Origin of the sequence: Lactonifactor longoviformis DSM 17459 (assembly GCF_900129135.1) — a bacterium.
GTDB classification, from domain to species: Bacteria; Bacillota; Clostridia; order Lachnospirales; family Lachnospiraceae; genus Lactonifactor; species Lactonifactor longoviformis.
This window is the reverse complement of the sequence record NZ_FQVI01000003.1, coordinates 174,534-190,711: the sequence shown is the minus strand read 5'-3', so window position 1 is coordinate 190,711 and position 16,178 is coordinate 174,534. Positions and strand designations below refer to the sequence as shown.

Sequence of the window (16,178 nt, the reverse complement as noted above, 5' to 3'; positions counted from 1 at the left end):
GGATAAAATAGAAAAGCTGCTCGTTTGATGAGCAGCTTTTTTAGACTAAAGTGATTTTGGGACGTGTTCTTTCTAGAAAGAACACGTCCCAAAATCAGACAGGCCTGTCCCTTATTCAGCAAGTCCAAAGGCCTCATGCACTGCATTCATAGCCTTCTCTGCATCTTTTTCTTCAATGAGTACGGTTACACGTATCTCTGAGGTAGAGATCATATTAATGTTAATCCCCTCATTATACAGACTTTCAAACATTTTTGCCGCCACCCCGGGATTGGACATCATTCCGGCCCCAACTACGGAGAGTTTTGCAATATCTGTCTTATATTTTACTTCATCATAAGCAAATCTTCCGGATTCACGGATGGCCTGCACTGCCTCTTCCAGATCGGTATCCGCTACGGTAAAGGAGATATCTTTGGTATTGTTCCTGCCAATGGATTGAAGAATCACATCTACATTGATGTTCTTTTTTGCCAGTGTATCAAATAATTTAAATGCGATTCCCGGTTCGTCTTTTAATCCGATCACTGAAATCCGGTCTGCATTTTTATCCAGGGCCACCCCTGTGATGAGCATTCGTTCCACTTTTACTTCCTCCTTAATTACAGTACCCTCTGCGTCATTCAGACTGGATCGCACCACCAGGGGCACCCCGTATTTCTTTGCCATTTCCACGGATCGGTTGTGCAGTACCCCAGCTCCAAGAGTGGCCAGATCCAGCATCTCGTCGTAAGTAATCTCTGCCATTTTCCTGGCTGTCCTTACTATGCGGGGATCTGCTGTGTAAACCCCGTCTACGTCTGTATAAATCTCACAGGCATCTGCGTGAAGAACCGCTGCCAGCGCCACCGCTGTGGTGTCCGAACCGCCTCTGCCCAGAGTTGTATAATCGTTGTATTTGTTGACTCCCTGAAAGCCGGTGACAATAACAATCCGCCTGTTTTCCAACTCATTGCGGATGCGATCGCTGTCAATTCTTTTCAGCCTGGCGCTGCCGTAATTGCTGGTGGTATACATAGGAACCTGAAAGGCGTTTAGAGACACAGCCGGAACCCCCAGCTGGTTCATAGCCATTGCCATCAGAGACACTGACATTTGTTCACCAATGGTAAACAGCATATCCATCTCTCTTTTTGGGGGATTTGGATTGATGTCTCTGGCCTTTTCAATCAATTCATCCGTATATTTGCCCATGGCCGAGAGCACTACAACGATGTCATTCCCCTTTTTATACTCTTCGGCACATCGGCCTGCCACATGAAAAATCCTTTCTTTGTCAGCAACCGAGGTTCCTCCGAACTTTTTAACAATCAGCATAGTTACCTCCAATTATGAATATCTGCAAAAAAACCTGGCTGCATTTACTCTCGGCAAATCGCAGCCAGGTATGTCTTTTTTACCCTATTTATCTGGCAAACAAATACTCCATCAGCTCATAGCCGTGGGCAATGACATTGCCGCTGGCTCCAGCCTCTTTTTCATTGTAATTCCAGGTATTGTTCTGAAGCTTTGTACTGTCATACAGCATATAGGGCACTGGATTCCCCGTATGCGTTCTCACACAGATTGGGGTGGGATGATCCGGAAGTATCATCATTCGATAGTCTTCCCCCGAAGCATCCATGCGTTCTTTCACATACTGAATCACTCTCTCATCCAGATACTCTATCGCCTGTACCTTTCGCTCTACACTTCCCTGGTGCCCCATCTCATCGGGTGCCTCAACATGGATATATGCAAAATCATATCCGTCCCTGGTCAGTGCATCCACTGCAGCCTGGGCCTTCCCTTCGTAATTGGTATGGAGCCCTCCGTTGGCGCCCTCTACGGATATATTATGCATACCGGCTCCTGCTGCAATACCCTTGAGCAGATCAACCGCAGAAATCATAACACCCTTTTTGTGGTATTTCTCCTCAAACGACGACAAGGCCGGACGGGTGCCTGCCCCCCAGAACCAGAAACTGTTGGCAGGGTTCAGCCCCTTCGCCTTACGTTCCAGATTCACGGGATGATTTTTTAAAATCTCATAGCTTCTCTTCTGCATGCAGCGAAGCTTCTCATCCTGTGGAAGGTACTGCCCTATCACCTGCGTCAGTACATCATGAGGCGGCGTCAGAGGCACCACGCTTCCCTTCGCCCAGATGAGACAGTGACGGTAGCTGGTTCCCAGATAAAATTGATAAATCTCATCTGCAAGCTCACTGGTTACAGCGTCCAGCAGAATCTTAGCGTCTGCGGTGCTGATTTCTCCGGAGCTGTGATCCATAATCCTCTGCTCCTCATAGGGCTTATCCTCTTCTGTTATAGTAACAATATTACATCTCAGAGCCACATCATCAGGCTTCATATCCACCCCGATGCTAAGTGCCTCCAGGGGAGAACGGCCGGAATAATAGATCTTGGGATCGTAACCCAATACGGAAAGGTTCGCCGTATCACTGCCGGGCGTCATCCCTTCCGGTATGGTATGTACCAGGCCGATCTCAGCCTTTTTTGACATTGCATCCATGGCCGGAGTATCCGCATATTCCAGCGGCGTTTTACCGCCGATTGCCTCCAGCGGTTCATCGGCCATACCATCACCTAACACCACTATATATTTCATGATTTTACTCCTATACTCTTGCTCTGATTCTGCTGATCACGCCTTCCACGCGGGCAGCTTTCTCCCTGAACTCTTTCTCTGTCATCTCTTCTGTCAGGAATCCGAACTCATCTGCCACATCTGCAACTCCATAGGGCTGAACACTGCCGAATACTTCTTCCACCTTAGAGATATCACCAGTCATACTTCCTCTTACCCGGACAAAGAAACGGTTCTTTACTTCTTCCACATCCATAAGATCTAACTTTTTGCTGCTCCAGCTCATCATAATATTTCTGTGAAGATGCTTTGCACAGTCAACCACATCCGCCACCACTGCACTGGCTGTAGGCAGTTTGCCGGCGCCGCTGCCATAGAACATGGCATCTCCCAGCACATTGCCGTGCACAAAAATGGCATTAAATACATCATTCACGCTGTAAAGCGGACTTTTGCGGTCAATCATTACAGGAGATACCATGGCATAGAACTTGTCTCCCACCTTTTTGCTTGTAGCCAGCAGCTTAATGCTTGTGCCCATGACCTTGGCATACTTGATATCTGTAGCTGTTATCTTTGTAATTCCTTCCGTATAAATATCCTCATAGTCCACATGATCCCCGAAGGCCAGAGAAGACAGAATAGCAATTTTACGGCAGGCATCATAGCCTTCCACATCTGCCTCAGGATTGCGCTCTGCGTAACCCTTGTCCTGAGCGTCCTTTAATACTTCATCAAAATCAGAACCGTTTTCTGCCATCTGAGACAAGATATAGTTTGTAGTACCGTTTAAGATACCAGTGATCTCATCAATCTCGTCCGCTGTCAAAGAAGAGTTCAGGGGACGAATAATGGGAATTCCGCCGCCGCAGCTTGCTTCAAAGAGGTAATTGATATCCCTCTCTTTCGCTATCGCAAGAAGCTCCACCCCATGCTTTGCCACCAGCTCTTTATTGGAAGTACATACGCTCTTGCCTGCTTCCAGCGCTCTTTTTGTAAAGGTATATGCCGGCTCCACACCGCCCATAACTTCTACTACGATTTGTATCTCCGGATCGTTTATTATTGTCTCAAAGTCATGTACCAGAACTTCCTCTACCGGATCGCCCGGAAAATCTCTCAGATCCAGAACATATTTAATATTAATATACTCACCGGCCTTTTTATTAATACTGGTGTGGTTTGTCCTGATAACCTCCACAACTCCGGAACCAACGGTTCCATACCCTAACACTGCGATATTAATCATCGTTTTTTCACTCCCTGCCTAGTATTTTTAAATAATGTACACCCTGACATGCTTCGATATCATCCACCATAGCTTCCGCGTCTCCCCGGTTGGGAAGAATGTCCACACTTAACGTAAGACTGGCGATTCCATTGATGGGGATACTCTGATGTATCGTCAGAATATTTCCGTGATTCTCGGCAATGGCCTGCAGCACTTCAGAGAGCAGACCGGGTTCATCATCCATCTGAATAATGAAGGTAATGGTCTTACCTCTGGCATTCTCATGAAAGGGGAAAATATCATCCTTGTATTTATAAAAAGAGCTTCTGCTGATTCCAACCTGCTCTGTTGCTTCCTGCACAGTCATCCCCTTTTTGGAATCCAGCAGCCGCTTAGCCTCTACCACCTTTGCCAGTACCTCCGGCACAGCCTTCTCTTTTATTACAAAGTACTTACTTTTTTCAGACATGTCTATCACCTTGTTCGTTCACGAAATACATTTGTTTTTCCACAAAAGATATTAGCATAAACTGCTTAGTTCTGCAAGTCTTTTTTGGAAAGGGTTATCCATTTGAGATATGCATTGATGAATAAATCCAAATCCCCGTCCATAACAGCATCCACATTGCCTGTTTCCGCGCTGGTCCTGTGATCCTTGACCATAGTATACGGCTGCATCACATAGGAACGAATCTGATTTCCCCAGCCAATCTCTGACACCTCTCCTCTGATGCCTGAAAGCTTCGCCTCGTTTTCCTGCTGCTTTAAAAGATAGAGCTTTGCTTTCAGCATCTGCATTGCCTTATCTTTGTTCATATGCTGGGAGCGCTCATTCTGACACTGCACTACAATATTGGTAGGCAGATGGGTGATCCGGATGGCGGAAGATGTCTTATTAATATGCTGCCCTCCGGCACCGCTGGATCGATAGGTATCGATTCTCAGATCCTCGTCACGAATCTCAATGTCAATATCTTCGTCAATGTCCGGCATCACATCGCAGGACACAAAGGATGTCTGGCGTTTTCCCGCTGCATTAAAAGGAGAGATCCGCACCAGTCGGTGGACCCCTTTTTCTGATTTCAGATATCCATAAGCATTGATTCCCCTTACCTCAAAGGTAACAGACTTTATCCCGGCCTCATCGCCGTCTAGATAGTCAATGACCTCTGTAGTAAATCCATGCTTATCCGCCCATTTCCCATACATCCGGTACAGCATGCCGGCCCAGTCACAGGACTCAGTTCCCCCTGCCCCTGCATGGAGCGTTACAATGGCATCATTCTTATCATACTCCCCTGACAGAAGAATCTTAATCCTAATGTCTTCAAAATCCTTTGTGAATTCTTCCAGCATTTCCTGAATCTCCGGAATAACTGCAGGATCATTTTCCTCATATCCCATCTCGATCATCAGTTCCATGTCTTCCATCTGGGTCTTCAGACGATGGTACGTATCCATATCGTCTTTCATTCCTTTTAATTCTTTCATCATCTTCTGGGAACGCTCTGTGTCATCCCAGAAGCCGGGAGCTTCCATTTCTCTCTCTAATTCCTGAATCCGCTTTTCCTTGTTAGCCAAGTCAAAGTGAATCCCCCACTTCCACTAATGGTTCTGCGTACGTATTCAATGTATATTTGAATTGATCTAATTCAACCACAGCTTCACCTTCTTTCAATTAATCGTACTATTTTTCATTATAATGGGATCCGGCAGAATACACAAGGGAAAATCTATTTTACTAATCCGCCACTCATACGGCATAGTTAATAGTGCATATAAGAGCGCAGCAGTTTTTTTGTATATGCATGCTGAGGATTAGAAAATACATCCTTCACAGTCCCGGATTCAACGATCCTTCCTTCATTCATCACAGCCACCCTGCTGCAAAAAGACTGCACCACCTCCAGATCATGGGAGATAAACAGCATAGCAAGCCCCTGTTCCCGGTGTTTGCTTTTCAGCAAACTGAGAATCTGCGCCTGTACAGACACATCCAGCATGGATGTAGGTTCATCGCAGATCAATAATTTCGGATTAAGTGACAGTGCCCTGATAATAGAGAGCCTCTGGGCCTGTCCTCCGCTGATCTCATGGGGATATTTCTTAAGCTGGTCTCCGGTAAGTCCAACCTGCTCCATTAATTCCTCCGCCAGGCGGTTCCTCTCCTCCCTGGTTTTTACCAGACCGTAATTGGACGCCGGTTCGGTACAGGCGAACCGGATGGTCCCTCTTGGATTAAATGTCATCTGGGGGTGCTGGAATACAACCTGGATGTCTCTGCGCACTTCTTTCCACTCCTTTTTCCTCAGTTTTGTAAGATCTCTGCCCTCAAACAGAATACTTCCCTCTGAGGGCTTTAATAATCCCAGAATCATTTTAGTAATGGTGGTCTTGCCGCAGCCGCTTCCGCCAATCAGCCCGAAAATCTCACCCTCGTTCATTTTAAAGCACACATCCTGCACCGCATGGACAGTCCGGGTGCGGATGACACCTGACCGGTACTCTTTGCTTATGTGATTTACCTCTAAGAGCATAGCTGTTCCTCCCTGCTTTTTATGATCTCTCCCCAGCGGCGGCATCTTACCCAATGTCCGGCATCCGCCTCCTCCATCTCTTGAGGGCGGCTGCACACAGTGTCCCTGTACCGGCACCTTGTACAGAAGTTACATCCCTCGGGCAAGTCTGAAAAAGAAGGCATAAATCCTTCCATTACCTCAAATCCATTGGCAGGCATAGCCCGGATAAGACCCCGGGTATATGGGTGGATTGGATGATGCAGAATGTCCTCCGTTTTGCCCACTTCCACGATCTCACCGCAGTACATAACCGCCACACGGTCCGCCACATAGCTTGCCACCCCAATATCATGGGTAATCATCATCATAGCACACCCCATTTCCTGTTTTAACCTCAGAAGGATATCCGCAACCTCTTTCCGGAGTGCCCAGTCTATAGCCTTCGTGGGCTCGTCAACAATCAGCAGACGGGCATGTGTTATCATTCCCATGCCAATCAGCACCCTCTGGCACATGCCTCCGCTAAGTTCCCACGGGTAATTTCCATAGCATCTGTCTTTTCCGGGAAGCTGCAGACGTCTGAAAATATCATTTACGGCAGTGCGGACGCTTTCTCTTTTTCTTATTTCTTTTCCTGTGATACATTCAGCCACCTGGTTCCCTACCTTCATCATAGGATTCAGAGAGGTACCGGGACTTTGAGGAATTGCAGAAATCTCTTTTCCCCTGAGTTCACGGTAGTTTTCCTCTTCCATGTATAAAATTTCTTTTCCCTTATACAATATCTCACCCTTTACCAGAGCATTTTCAGGGAGCAGACGAAGAACCGCGCTTCCCGTCACAGACTTCCCGCACCCGGTCTCTCCAATTACACCCAGAATCTCTCCCTCTCCAATGGAAAAGGAAACATTTCTCAGTACCTGAACCTCCCTCTTCCCTACCAGAAATCCTACGTTCAGATCCTTAACCTGTAATAAATCCTTCATTTTATCCTCCTCACTCCGACTGCACTGCCTCTCTCATTCTGGGATCCAGCAGATCCCTGATACCGTCCCCCATCATATTAAAGCCTAGGGCCGAAACTGCAATAGCAAGGCCCGGAAACAGTGTCATCCAGGGAGCATACTGCATATAATTCTTTCCGTCGCTGATCATGACCCCCCAGTCCGGTGAAGGAGGCTGAGCCCCCAGTCCCAAAAAGCTTAATGACGCACAGTATAAGATAATACTGCCAATATCCAGAGAAACCATAATTAAAATTTTAGAAATAACATTGGGGAAAAAGTATTTTGCCAGCAGCTGCAGATTACTGCATCCTATGGCTTTTGCAGCCTCAATATATTCCGCATTCTTTAATAGAATCGCCTCTCCTCTGGCGATTCTTGCATACCTTACCCACTGAACACAGCAGATTGCTATAATCAGATTGCCCTGGCCCGTACCCAGCAGCGTTGAAATCGCCAGTGCAAATACAATGGTGGGAAACGCAAGCAGGACATCTACCAGCCTCATCAGTATCATATCCATAAAACCGCCGAAAAATCCTGATACCAATCCGATTCCCGTCCCCAGCGCTGCGCTTACTAATACCACTGCCACAGCTGTTGTCAGAGATACCCGGGATCCTTCAATGACTCTGCTAAGAATATCTCTCCCCATATGGTCGGTACCAAACCAGTGTTCTCTGCAGGGAGGAATAAATTTATCTTCAAGTGACATCTTTGTAGGATCATACATCTCCAGATGGGGTGCGAAGATTACGATTAAAAGCATACAGCCGGTTATAAGAATACCTAGAATCAAAATTACATTTTTACGGTTCAGCATATTAAAAAAATTCCGAATTTGTCTCATGCTCTCTCTCCTCCCGTATATCTTACCCTGGGATCGATACAGGCATATATGATATCTACAATTACATTTACTATGGCATATCCAAATGTAATCAAAAGGACACACCCTTCTATCATAGGCAGGTCCTTAGCGTTTACGGCATCTATAAACAAGGCGCCGATCCCCGGCCAGGAAAAAATATTTTCTACAATTACAGCGCCACCGAGAATATGACCAATCTGAAGCCCTAACACAGTTACAATAGGGGGAATGGCATTGCGGATGGCATGTCCCCATATTATTTTCCCTGGTTTTAAGCCCTTAAGTTTTGCCACCGTCATATAATCCTGTCCAAGCACATCCAGCATACTGGACCGCATCATTCTGGTTGTGGTTGCAATCATACCAACAGATAATGTCACAGCAGGCAAAACGATGCTGGCTGCCCCTGTCATTCCGCTCACAGGCAGCAGTTTCAGCCGTATAGAGAATATTATAATTAAAATCAGTGCGATCCAAAAGGATGGGAAGGAGGAAGTCAAAAGTACAAATCCCCTGACTCCATGATCCAGAATGCCATTATGGCGAAGGGCGCTGAGTATTCCTATGGGCAGCGCAATGATCACAGAGAGAAGGAATGCCGCTCCCCCCAGCATAATGGTATTCGGAACCCGGATGGCCAGCATCTCAAGCACTGGTTTATCATATTTATAGGAAGTTCCCAGATGTCCTGTCGCCACATCCTTCAGCCACTCCAGATACTGCATATATACAGGCTTTTTCAAATCAAATTTATCTCTTACCCGTTCAAGGGTCTCTTCTGACACTGCGTCTTCCCCGTATACTGAGACAATAATTGCTTTTGCTGTGTCCCCCGGGGTGACGTGCACCATAAAATAAGTCAATGTAGATACCAGCCACAGCACGATTAATACAACGCCCAATCTTTTTACTATGTATTTTGCCATTATGTTCCTCCTGTTCTTTATAATAAAGAAGGGGGGCTTTTATCAGCCCCCTTTTACTATCTATTTTAAACTAACTTCATTCGGAACGATAAAGTCATGCACCGCAGCGCTGTAAGAAAAGTTTTCAACTGCATCCGAAAGTACAAAAACTGCACCATAGTCTGCTACTGTGTAGACAACTGCGTCTTCCTGAGCGATTGCCTGGGCTTTCCTGCTCAGCTCATTTTTTTCCTCTCCTCTGTCGGCAGCCTTGCACTGTTCTATCAGACTGTCAAGTTCCGGATTAGAATATCCGATGTTCTTCCCATTGCTGCTTTTGGAATGATAATAGGTTTCCAGGTAGTAGGAAGCGGATGGCACATAGCCAGTGGCCGCCGAATTCAGGCAGAGATCAAAGCTGCCATTTTCAATCACTTCATTGTATGCATTTCCGTCCAGCACCTCCACGGCAGCCTCAACCCCGATGCTCTCAAAATATCCCTGAGTTGCCTGGGCAATCAGTGCATTTCCCGGACGGCGGGAACCAGTTACTATATTCAGCGACAGCTTTTCCCCATCTTTATCCAGGATTCCGTCTCCGTCACTATCCTTATATCCCGCCGCCTCCAGCATAGCTTTTGCTTTCTCAGCATCGTAATCATAATTATCTACCTCTGTGTTCGCCCAAGGCATATCTTTAATAAATATACCCTCCGGTACTGCGCCCACTCCCAGCAATACGTCCTTCACCAGCTCGTCCCTGTTGATTGCATAGATCAGAGCTTTCCTTACATTTGCATCCTTCAGGTACTCTTTATTCACATTGTAGGAATAGAAATAGGTCCTGGCGGTGTTAAACTGCTGCACCTGTATCCCATCCGCATCCTTCAGAGTCTCCAAATCGCTGAAAGGAACATCTGTAGCAACATCTATCTCATGATTCTGGGCAGAGAGAGAACGGGTGCTGGCATCGGCAATGCTCACTATCTTCCGTTCAGTTACGTTGGTTTTGACATCTTTATAATATCCGTCATAGGGAACACAGGTAAATGTACCAGATCCTACATCAAAGCTCTCCTGTTTAAAATACCCGGTTCCTACGGCTGTCACGAATTCTCCTGCATCGTTTACAGATGATTTGGCTACAATAGCCGTACCCACATTCGTAAATGCCTCCGGAAGTTCACCGGTAGCCTCAGTCATAGCAAACTGCACCGTATGGTCGTCTATGACCTCCACGGTGTCAATCCCTGTTGTTTGTCTGAGAGACTCATTATCCTTCAGACTTCTGTCCAGGCACCACTTAACTGCTTCCGCATTAAATGGGGTTCCGTCGTGGAATGTGACATCATCCCTCAATTTGAATACCCATGTCTTATCTCCTGTGCGCTCCCACTCTGTGGCAAGAGAGGGCTGAAGCTCAAAATTAGAATCCACGTTGACTAAAGTCTCAATGACACCAGCTACTTCCTTCAGCATAGTAGCGCCGTCTCCATCCATTACGTCGAGAGACGTAATGGTGGAAGGAAATGCCAGGCGAAGCACCTTCTCATCCGAAGCACTGTCTTTGACCTTCTCCTTACCTGTCTCCCGGGAAACATCTGTGTCCGTTTTCGGTTCTGTTGTTTTGTTGTCACCGCATCCTGCCAGCATAGCTATGCACAGTCCTGCTGCCAACACCTTTGTTATTCCTTTGTAATTCATAAACTCCTCCTGAATTCTTAGATTATTCTTTCAAGTCTCCAATAAATGCATACCAGTTTTCTCTGTCACTGTTTAAAAGATGGCAGCCCGGCATGGATTCTATTCTCACATCTGCAAAGCCTGTCTCTTTCAATAGCTCTACAATATTGTCCTGCTTGACATTTCCAAAGGGCAGTTCCTCTGCCTTAATATCCTTCTGGTATTTTTCTATCTCCCCGCACCGGATTCCATCCCCCGGCTCCAGTTCATTAATGGCTATTAATCTGCCTCCTTTTTTCAGAACACGCTTCCACTCCCTTACCGCAGCCTGGGGTTCTGTCAAAGTCCACAGCAGGCGGGAACTGAGCACCACATCAAAGGTTCCATCTTCAAAGGGAAGCTCCAGTGCATTGGCATATTTATAGGCTACATTCTCCAGCTTCTGTTCCTTTGCGTGTTCAAGGGCAATATACATCATCTGTTCCGATACATCCACTCCCAGAACCCTTTCATACCCCATATCTCCCAGCATATTGGCAATCATCCCTGTTCCTGTGGCAACATCCAGGATATGAATTTTCCGCTTCTCTCCCACGAATTCCCCCAAACGCTTTTTCCAGGTATCTTTGTCTGCCAATGCATGGCCAGCTTCGTAATCTGCAGCACTTTTGTCCCAAAAGTCTGCCATTCCTTCCTCCTCTGTCTGGCGTTTTGTGACAGGTTTCGTACCCATAAGCACAAACCACGGTTCATAGTCGTATCCAGGTCTTGTAAGCCCCGGGAGCTTTCTGATTTCCACTTCTGTAAAGCCGCTGTTCACAAGCAGTTCCCGCAGCTCTTCCATCCCGGCGCTCATTATTTCCAGACTGGAGTCGGTTTCCCGGTCCTGATAAATATTATCCTTCCAGACAGTGAGTCCAACCTCCTCCTGCATCCGGTTGAAGCACATTACCTTTCCTCCCGGACGGATTACCCGGTACCACTCCTTCAGGGCCTTTTTTGGCTCTACCAGAGTCCAAATCAAACGCGCGTTTATTATGTAATCCACAGAATCCTCCATAAACGGCAGTTCCAGTGCACTTCCCTCCATATACATAGCTGGGGAACCGCATTTCTTTCCATGGCGGACAGCATATTTCATCATCTCTCTGGACAGGTCAATGCCCACAGTGGGATATCCCAGCCGGGCAGTCATATTTGCCAGAAATCCTGTTCCGGTTCCCAAATCCACGATACTTTTATTAGTATCTTTCCCTAAAAGCTCTGATAAAGCAGCTTCCCACGCCTTGCCGTCTTCCGTGTCATGCTCCTTATCGAATTCAGATGAACGCTCATCCCAATAATCGCCAATTACCTTTATTACGTGATCCAGTCCCATAGTCTCCTCCTTACGTATTGTCAGCCCTGTGCCGTCGCTCCCACAATTGGCCTATGCACAGCATAAATGCTGGTATTTTTCTTCGCAAGCCCCCCTATGGGTGATAAATACACTTTTTTTCTGACGCTTTTTCCAGGGCTTTTTGGGACCTTTTTCTCTGTCCGTATCCCCATCCGGGGGTGTCCGTATCTCCGATACAGCCCGCCGCAAATAAAATTTGGCGCCAGGCATAAAAAGAAAGGGGGCGACTCCTCAGTCGCACCCTTTCTTTTTATGCCCTTTATGCAGTTTTCTTTTTCTTTGAAAACATTCCCGAAATTTTCTGCTGTACAACTTCAAGATATACAGCTACGATAATAATCAATCCGGTTGCAATATACTGATAGAAGGTATCCATACCTACCACTACCAGTCCGATTTTCAGTGCCGACAGAATCAGAGCACCCAGAACAGTCCCCAGTATACTTCCCTTTCCGCCTGCCAGACTGGTACCTCCTATAGCCGCAGCTGCGATTGCATTCAGTTCATATCCCTCGCCGCCTGTAGGCTCCCCGGTTCCCAGCCGGGCAAGTGTAACCATACCGGCCATTGCAGCTCCCATACTGCAGAGCATGTATGCCATAATCTTATATTTATCTGTGTTCACTCCGGAAAGCTTGGTTGCCTCTTCATTCGACCCAATTGCATATATGTACACACCAGTCTTTCTTTTCTTGAGAACAAATGAATATACCACTGCCATCAGCACAAGTACAATCATTGACATTCTCAGATTCGGGACTATTGAATACTGGAATATCTGACGGAATTCCTTGGGAATATTCAGCACCGGCCAGCCCCCGGTAATTAGGTAGGCAATACCTCTGAGAACACTGTTTGTTCCCATCGTGGCGATAAACGGCTGCAGCTTCATTTTTGTGACAAGCAGCCCGTTGATTGTTCCGATCAATGCCCCAAGCCCCAGGCCTATGACTACAACAGCAAGAGGCGGTACTCCCGCCACGGCAAGTCTGCCGCATGTCACAATACTGACCGCCATAGCAGACCCAACCGACAGGTCAATGCCTCCTGTAATAATAGCGCAGGTAACACCGATTGCAAGAAATCCGTTTACAGTCCCCTGTTCTACAATATCCATCAAGTTGCTGATTTCAAGATATCTTGGAGCTATGGCTGAAAATATCACAATAATAATCATAAGTGCCAGCAAAGTGGATAATTCCCGCGTGTATGACTTCATGACTTTTCTCAACTTTTCCATCTCACTACTCACCTATCGCATGTCCCAGTAATACAGTTTCACTGAACTCGTCCCTGTTTACCTGAGCCGACATGCGCCCTTCCTTTAATACAATAATTCTGTCACTCATTCCAATGACCTCAGGAAGCTCCGAAGAAATCATAATAATCGATTTTCCTTCCGCCACAAATTCTTCCATCAAAGCATATATCTCAGCCTTTGCGCCCACATCTACTCCCTTGGTCGGCTCATCGAAAATAAGGATATCTACACTTGTTGCCAGCCATTTTGCCAGTATCACCTTCTGCTGATTACCGCCGGAGAGATTCTGTGTCAGATGCTCCGGATCCATAATGTTGAGTTGTACCTTATTTCCATAGGTTTCAAAGTTTTTATATATGAGTTGTTTATCTAAACCGATCCCCTTATAAAAAGAAGGAAGGGCCGCCAGTCCCATATTCATGGCATTGCTCATAACCGGGACAAAACCTTCACTCTTTCTATTTTCCGATATCAGGCCAATTCCATATTTAAGTGCATCCTGAGGAGACTTTATATCCGTTGGTTTCCCATGTACGAAAACCTCCCCGCTTATTTTTTTATCTATTCCAAAAACTGCTCTCATAACTTCCGTTCGTTTGGCACCCACCAGACCTGAGACTCCAAGGATTTCGCCTTTGTGAAGTACGAAGCTGATATCTCTGAAACCGTTCCCGCAGAGTTTCCGAACATCCAGCACAACCTCCTCCTGCACACAGGGCGGCTTCAGTCGTACGGCATAGCTGGAAACATCACGCCCAACCATATTTTTGATCAATTCTTCCTTTGTGATGTCCGCAACCTTTGTGGTCATGATATAAGTTCCATCCCTCAGAATCGTAGCCCGGTCGGCAATGCGGAAGATCTCATCCAGTTTATGGCTGATATACAGTATTGTAATTCCTTTTTTCTTTAAATCCTCAATGATCGCAAATAATTTCTCTGTCTCTGCATTAGACAAAGATGCGGTAGGCTCATCAAATGATATGATCTTTGCATTATGGTAAAGTGATTTAGCAATGGCTATCATCTGGAGTTCGCCCACACTCAGCCCGCTGATGCTGTCTTTGCTTTTAAACCTGCAGCCCAGCTGTTGTAGTATTTCATCTGTTCTTCTGTAAATATCCTGATAATCAAGCATCCCATGCTTCTGCATTTCAAACCCTAGTGCGATATTCTGCCCTACGGACAGGCATTCTACCATATGTATCTCCTGATGAACCTTTGCAATTCCATACTTCAGCGCTTCCACAGGGGTCTCAAAGTTCACTTTCTCTTCCCCTATATAAACGTCTCCGTCTGTAGCAGTAAAGACACCGTGGAGAATATTCAGCAGTGTCGATTTTCCTGCTCCGTTTTCCCCGAGAAGTGCATGTACCTCCCCTTTTTTTACCGAGAATGACACTCCTTTTAAAGCATAAACCCCTGGGAACTTTTTCTGTATATTATCAAAACGAATCATCGTATCACTCACAAAACACTGCTCCTTTCTGATTCGGCAGCCTCTGGAAGATGCAGCCCAAAGGCAGCCCTGCCGGGCATAACAGCACCGGCAGACAGCCCGCCTTTTTATTCAAATGCCGGATTTTCCCATCCCAGATTTTCTTCTGCTGTGTTATCTACATTCTCAGAATCCAGCATCTTACTCGGTGTAAATACAACACGCGGCACTTCTTGTCCGATCATCCAGCGGTAGCAAACCTCAGCTGCCATATATCCCTCATAATATGGGAAAGAATCAATTGTCGCTGCCATCTCTCCTGCACGGATGGAGTCATATGCTTCTGACTGTCCGTCGCACCCAACTACATAGATGTCTTTATTCAGCTCCAGATTTGCCTCTTTCACCGCTTCAACGACTCCAAGGGCCATAACATCATTGTTACAGAAAATCGCTTTCAGATCAGGATATGTCTTTAGGAAGGTAGCCGCTACATCCTTTGCCTTGGATCGATCCCAGTCAGCATTTTGCTTGGCGACAACCTCAACGTCCTTATTGTTCTCTTTGAACCAGCCTTCAAATCCTTCCGTTCTGTTTCTCGTCACACCTGTTTTCGCCATCCCCATGACGATTGCAACTTCGCCTTTTCCGCCTATCTTCTCATTTACCCATTCTGCCGCGATCTGTCCCTGTTCCAGTGAATTGGGTCCCACAAACATGTCTGCGCCATTAAATTCATTATTCACTGCAAACACGGGGATATCCGCATCATGGGCCGCCTCGATCCCGGGAAGGCAGTTCGCATCAGAAATAGGTGATAAAAGCACTGCATTCACGCCCTGTCTTACCTGATCCTTCAGAATAGAGAGCTGTCCTTCCTCATCATCCTCTCCCATAGGAGATGTGGTGTCTACTGTGAGCTTCCTGCCTGCTGCTTCTGCATCCTTCGCAAACCCTTCATACCCGTTTGCAATTTCCTGCCACACTACATTTTCAAACGCTTTTACATTTCCCGCAAAACTGAATTCTTTGTCTGATGCCGCAATATCTCCTGCTTTTTCCCTTAGCTCTTCAAAAGTAATGGCGTCCTCCTCTTCGAGGGGATTAAATGTCTCATCGGTAGATGCCCATTTCGTACCATCAGATTCTTTTGATGCACTCTTACTGTCTCCCTCTGAATCTCCTTTTGAATTTCCGCATCCGGCAAAAACAGCTGACACTGTCAGCACTGCGCATAACAAACATGCAACCTTTCTCTTCATAGCTTTTCCTCCATATAC

Annotated in this window: 14 protein-coding genes; all 14 read right to left on the bottom strand. The window is 46.4% G+C overall.

Annotation, left to right across the window (positions count from 1 at the left end; all coding sequences use genetic code 11):
- Window positions 1–111: 111 nt before the first annotated feature.
- Entirely contained in the window at window positions 112–1,317 is a 1,206-nt protein-coding gene (locus BUA56_RS05365; protein ID WP_072849638.1) for an aspartate kinase, read from the bottom strand.
- Between the two features lie 88 nt (window positions 1,318–1,405).
- Window positions 1,406–2,608: a cofactor-independent phosphoglycerate mutase gene (locus BUA56_RS05360; RefSeq protein WP_072849636.1), complete on the bottom strand. Its 1,203-nt coding sequence runs from the start codon at window positions 2,606–2,608 to the stop codon at window positions 1,406–1,408.
- Window positions 2,609–2,618: 10 nt separating this feature from the next.
- Window positions 2,619–3,836, bottom strand: coding sequence for a homoserine dehydrogenase (locus BUA56_RS05355; RefSeq protein WP_072849634.1), 1,218 nt, complete (start codon window positions 3,834–3,836; stop codon window positions 2,619–2,621).
- Window positions 3,837–3,843: 7 nt separating this feature from the next.
- Window positions 3,844–4,287 (bottom strand): ACT domain-containing protein, encoded by a 444-nt coding sequence (locus BUA56_RS05350; protein WP_072849632.1) that lies wholly within the window; start codon window positions 4,285–4,287, stop codon window positions 3,844–3,846.
- A 65-nt stretch (window positions 4,288–4,352) separates the two neighbouring features.
- Window positions 4,353–5,478, bottom strand: a protein-coding gene (prfB, locus tag BUA56_RS05345) for a peptide chain release factor 2 (RefSeq protein ID WP_103711144.1) whose coding sequence is annotated in 2 segments (ribosomal slippage) — window positions 4,353–5,402 and window positions 5,404–5,478 — 1,125 coding nt in all. Because the reading frame shifts where the segments join, the coding sequence is not laid out codon by codon here.
- Between the two features lie 106 nt (window positions 5,479–5,584).
- Window positions 5,585–6,355, bottom strand: a complete 771-nt coding sequence (locus BUA56_RS05340; protein WP_072849628.1) for an ABC transporter ATP-binding protein — start codon at window positions 6,353–6,355, stop codon at window positions 5,585–5,587.
- Window positions 6,346–7,323, bottom strand: a complete 978-nt coding sequence (locus BUA56_RS05335; RefSeq protein WP_072849626.1) for an ABC transporter ATP-binding protein — start codon at window positions 7,321–7,323, stop codon at window positions 6,346–6,348. Before BUA56_RS05335 ends, BUA56_RS05340 begins: the two co-directional genes overlap by 10 nt.
- 10 nt (window positions 7,324–7,333) lie before the next feature.
- Window positions 7,334–8,191: a nickel transporter permease gene (gene nikC, locus BUA56_RS05330; RefSeq protein ID WP_072849624.1), complete on the bottom strand. Its 858-nt coding sequence runs from the start codon at window positions 8,189–8,191 to the stop codon at window positions 7,334–7,336.
- On the bottom strand, window positions 8,188–9,138 hold the full coding sequence (locus BUA56_RS05325) for an ABC transporter permease (protein ID WP_072849622.1): 951 nt from the start codon (window positions 9,136–9,138) through the stop codon (window positions 8,188–8,190). The genes nikC and BUA56_RS05325 overlap by 4 nt, the downstream gene beginning before the upstream one ends.
- 60 nt (window positions 9,139–9,198) lie before the next feature.
- Window positions 9,199–10,821, bottom strand: a complete 1,623-nt coding sequence (locus tag BUA56_RS05320) for an ABC transporter substrate-binding protein (RefSeq protein ID WP_072849621.1) — start codon at window positions 10,819–10,821, stop codon at window positions 9,199–9,201.
- 22 nt (window positions 10,822–10,843) lie between these two features.
- Window positions 10,844–12,178, bottom strand: coding sequence for a class I SAM-dependent methyltransferase (locus BUA56_RS05315; RefSeq protein WP_072849619.1), 1,335 nt, complete (start codon window positions 12,176–12,178; stop codon window positions 10,844–10,846).
- A gap of 280 nt (window positions 12,179–12,458) precedes the next feature.
- Window positions 12,459–13,439 carry an ABC transporter permease gene (locus tag BUA56_RS05305; RefSeq protein WP_084067680.1) on the bottom strand — a complete coding sequence of 327 codons (981 nt, stop codon included), beginning with the start codon at window positions 13,437–13,439 and terminating at the stop codon, window positions 12,459–12,461.
- 4 nt (window positions 13,440–13,443) lie between these two features.
- On the bottom strand, window positions 13,444–14,931 hold the full coding sequence (locus BUA56_RS05300; RefSeq protein WP_341443371.1) for a sugar ABC transporter ATP-binding protein: 1,488 nt from the start codon (window positions 14,929–14,931) through the stop codon (window positions 13,444–13,446).
- Window positions 14,932–15,026: 95 nt separating this feature from the next.
- Window positions 15,027–16,160 carry a substrate-binding domain-containing protein gene (locus BUA56_RS05295; protein WP_072849615.1) on the bottom strand — a complete coding sequence of 378 codons (1,134 nt, stop codon included), beginning with the start codon at window positions 16,158–16,160 and terminating at the stop codon, window positions 15,027–15,029.
- Between the last annotated feature and the right edge of the window lie 18 nt (window positions 16,161–16,178).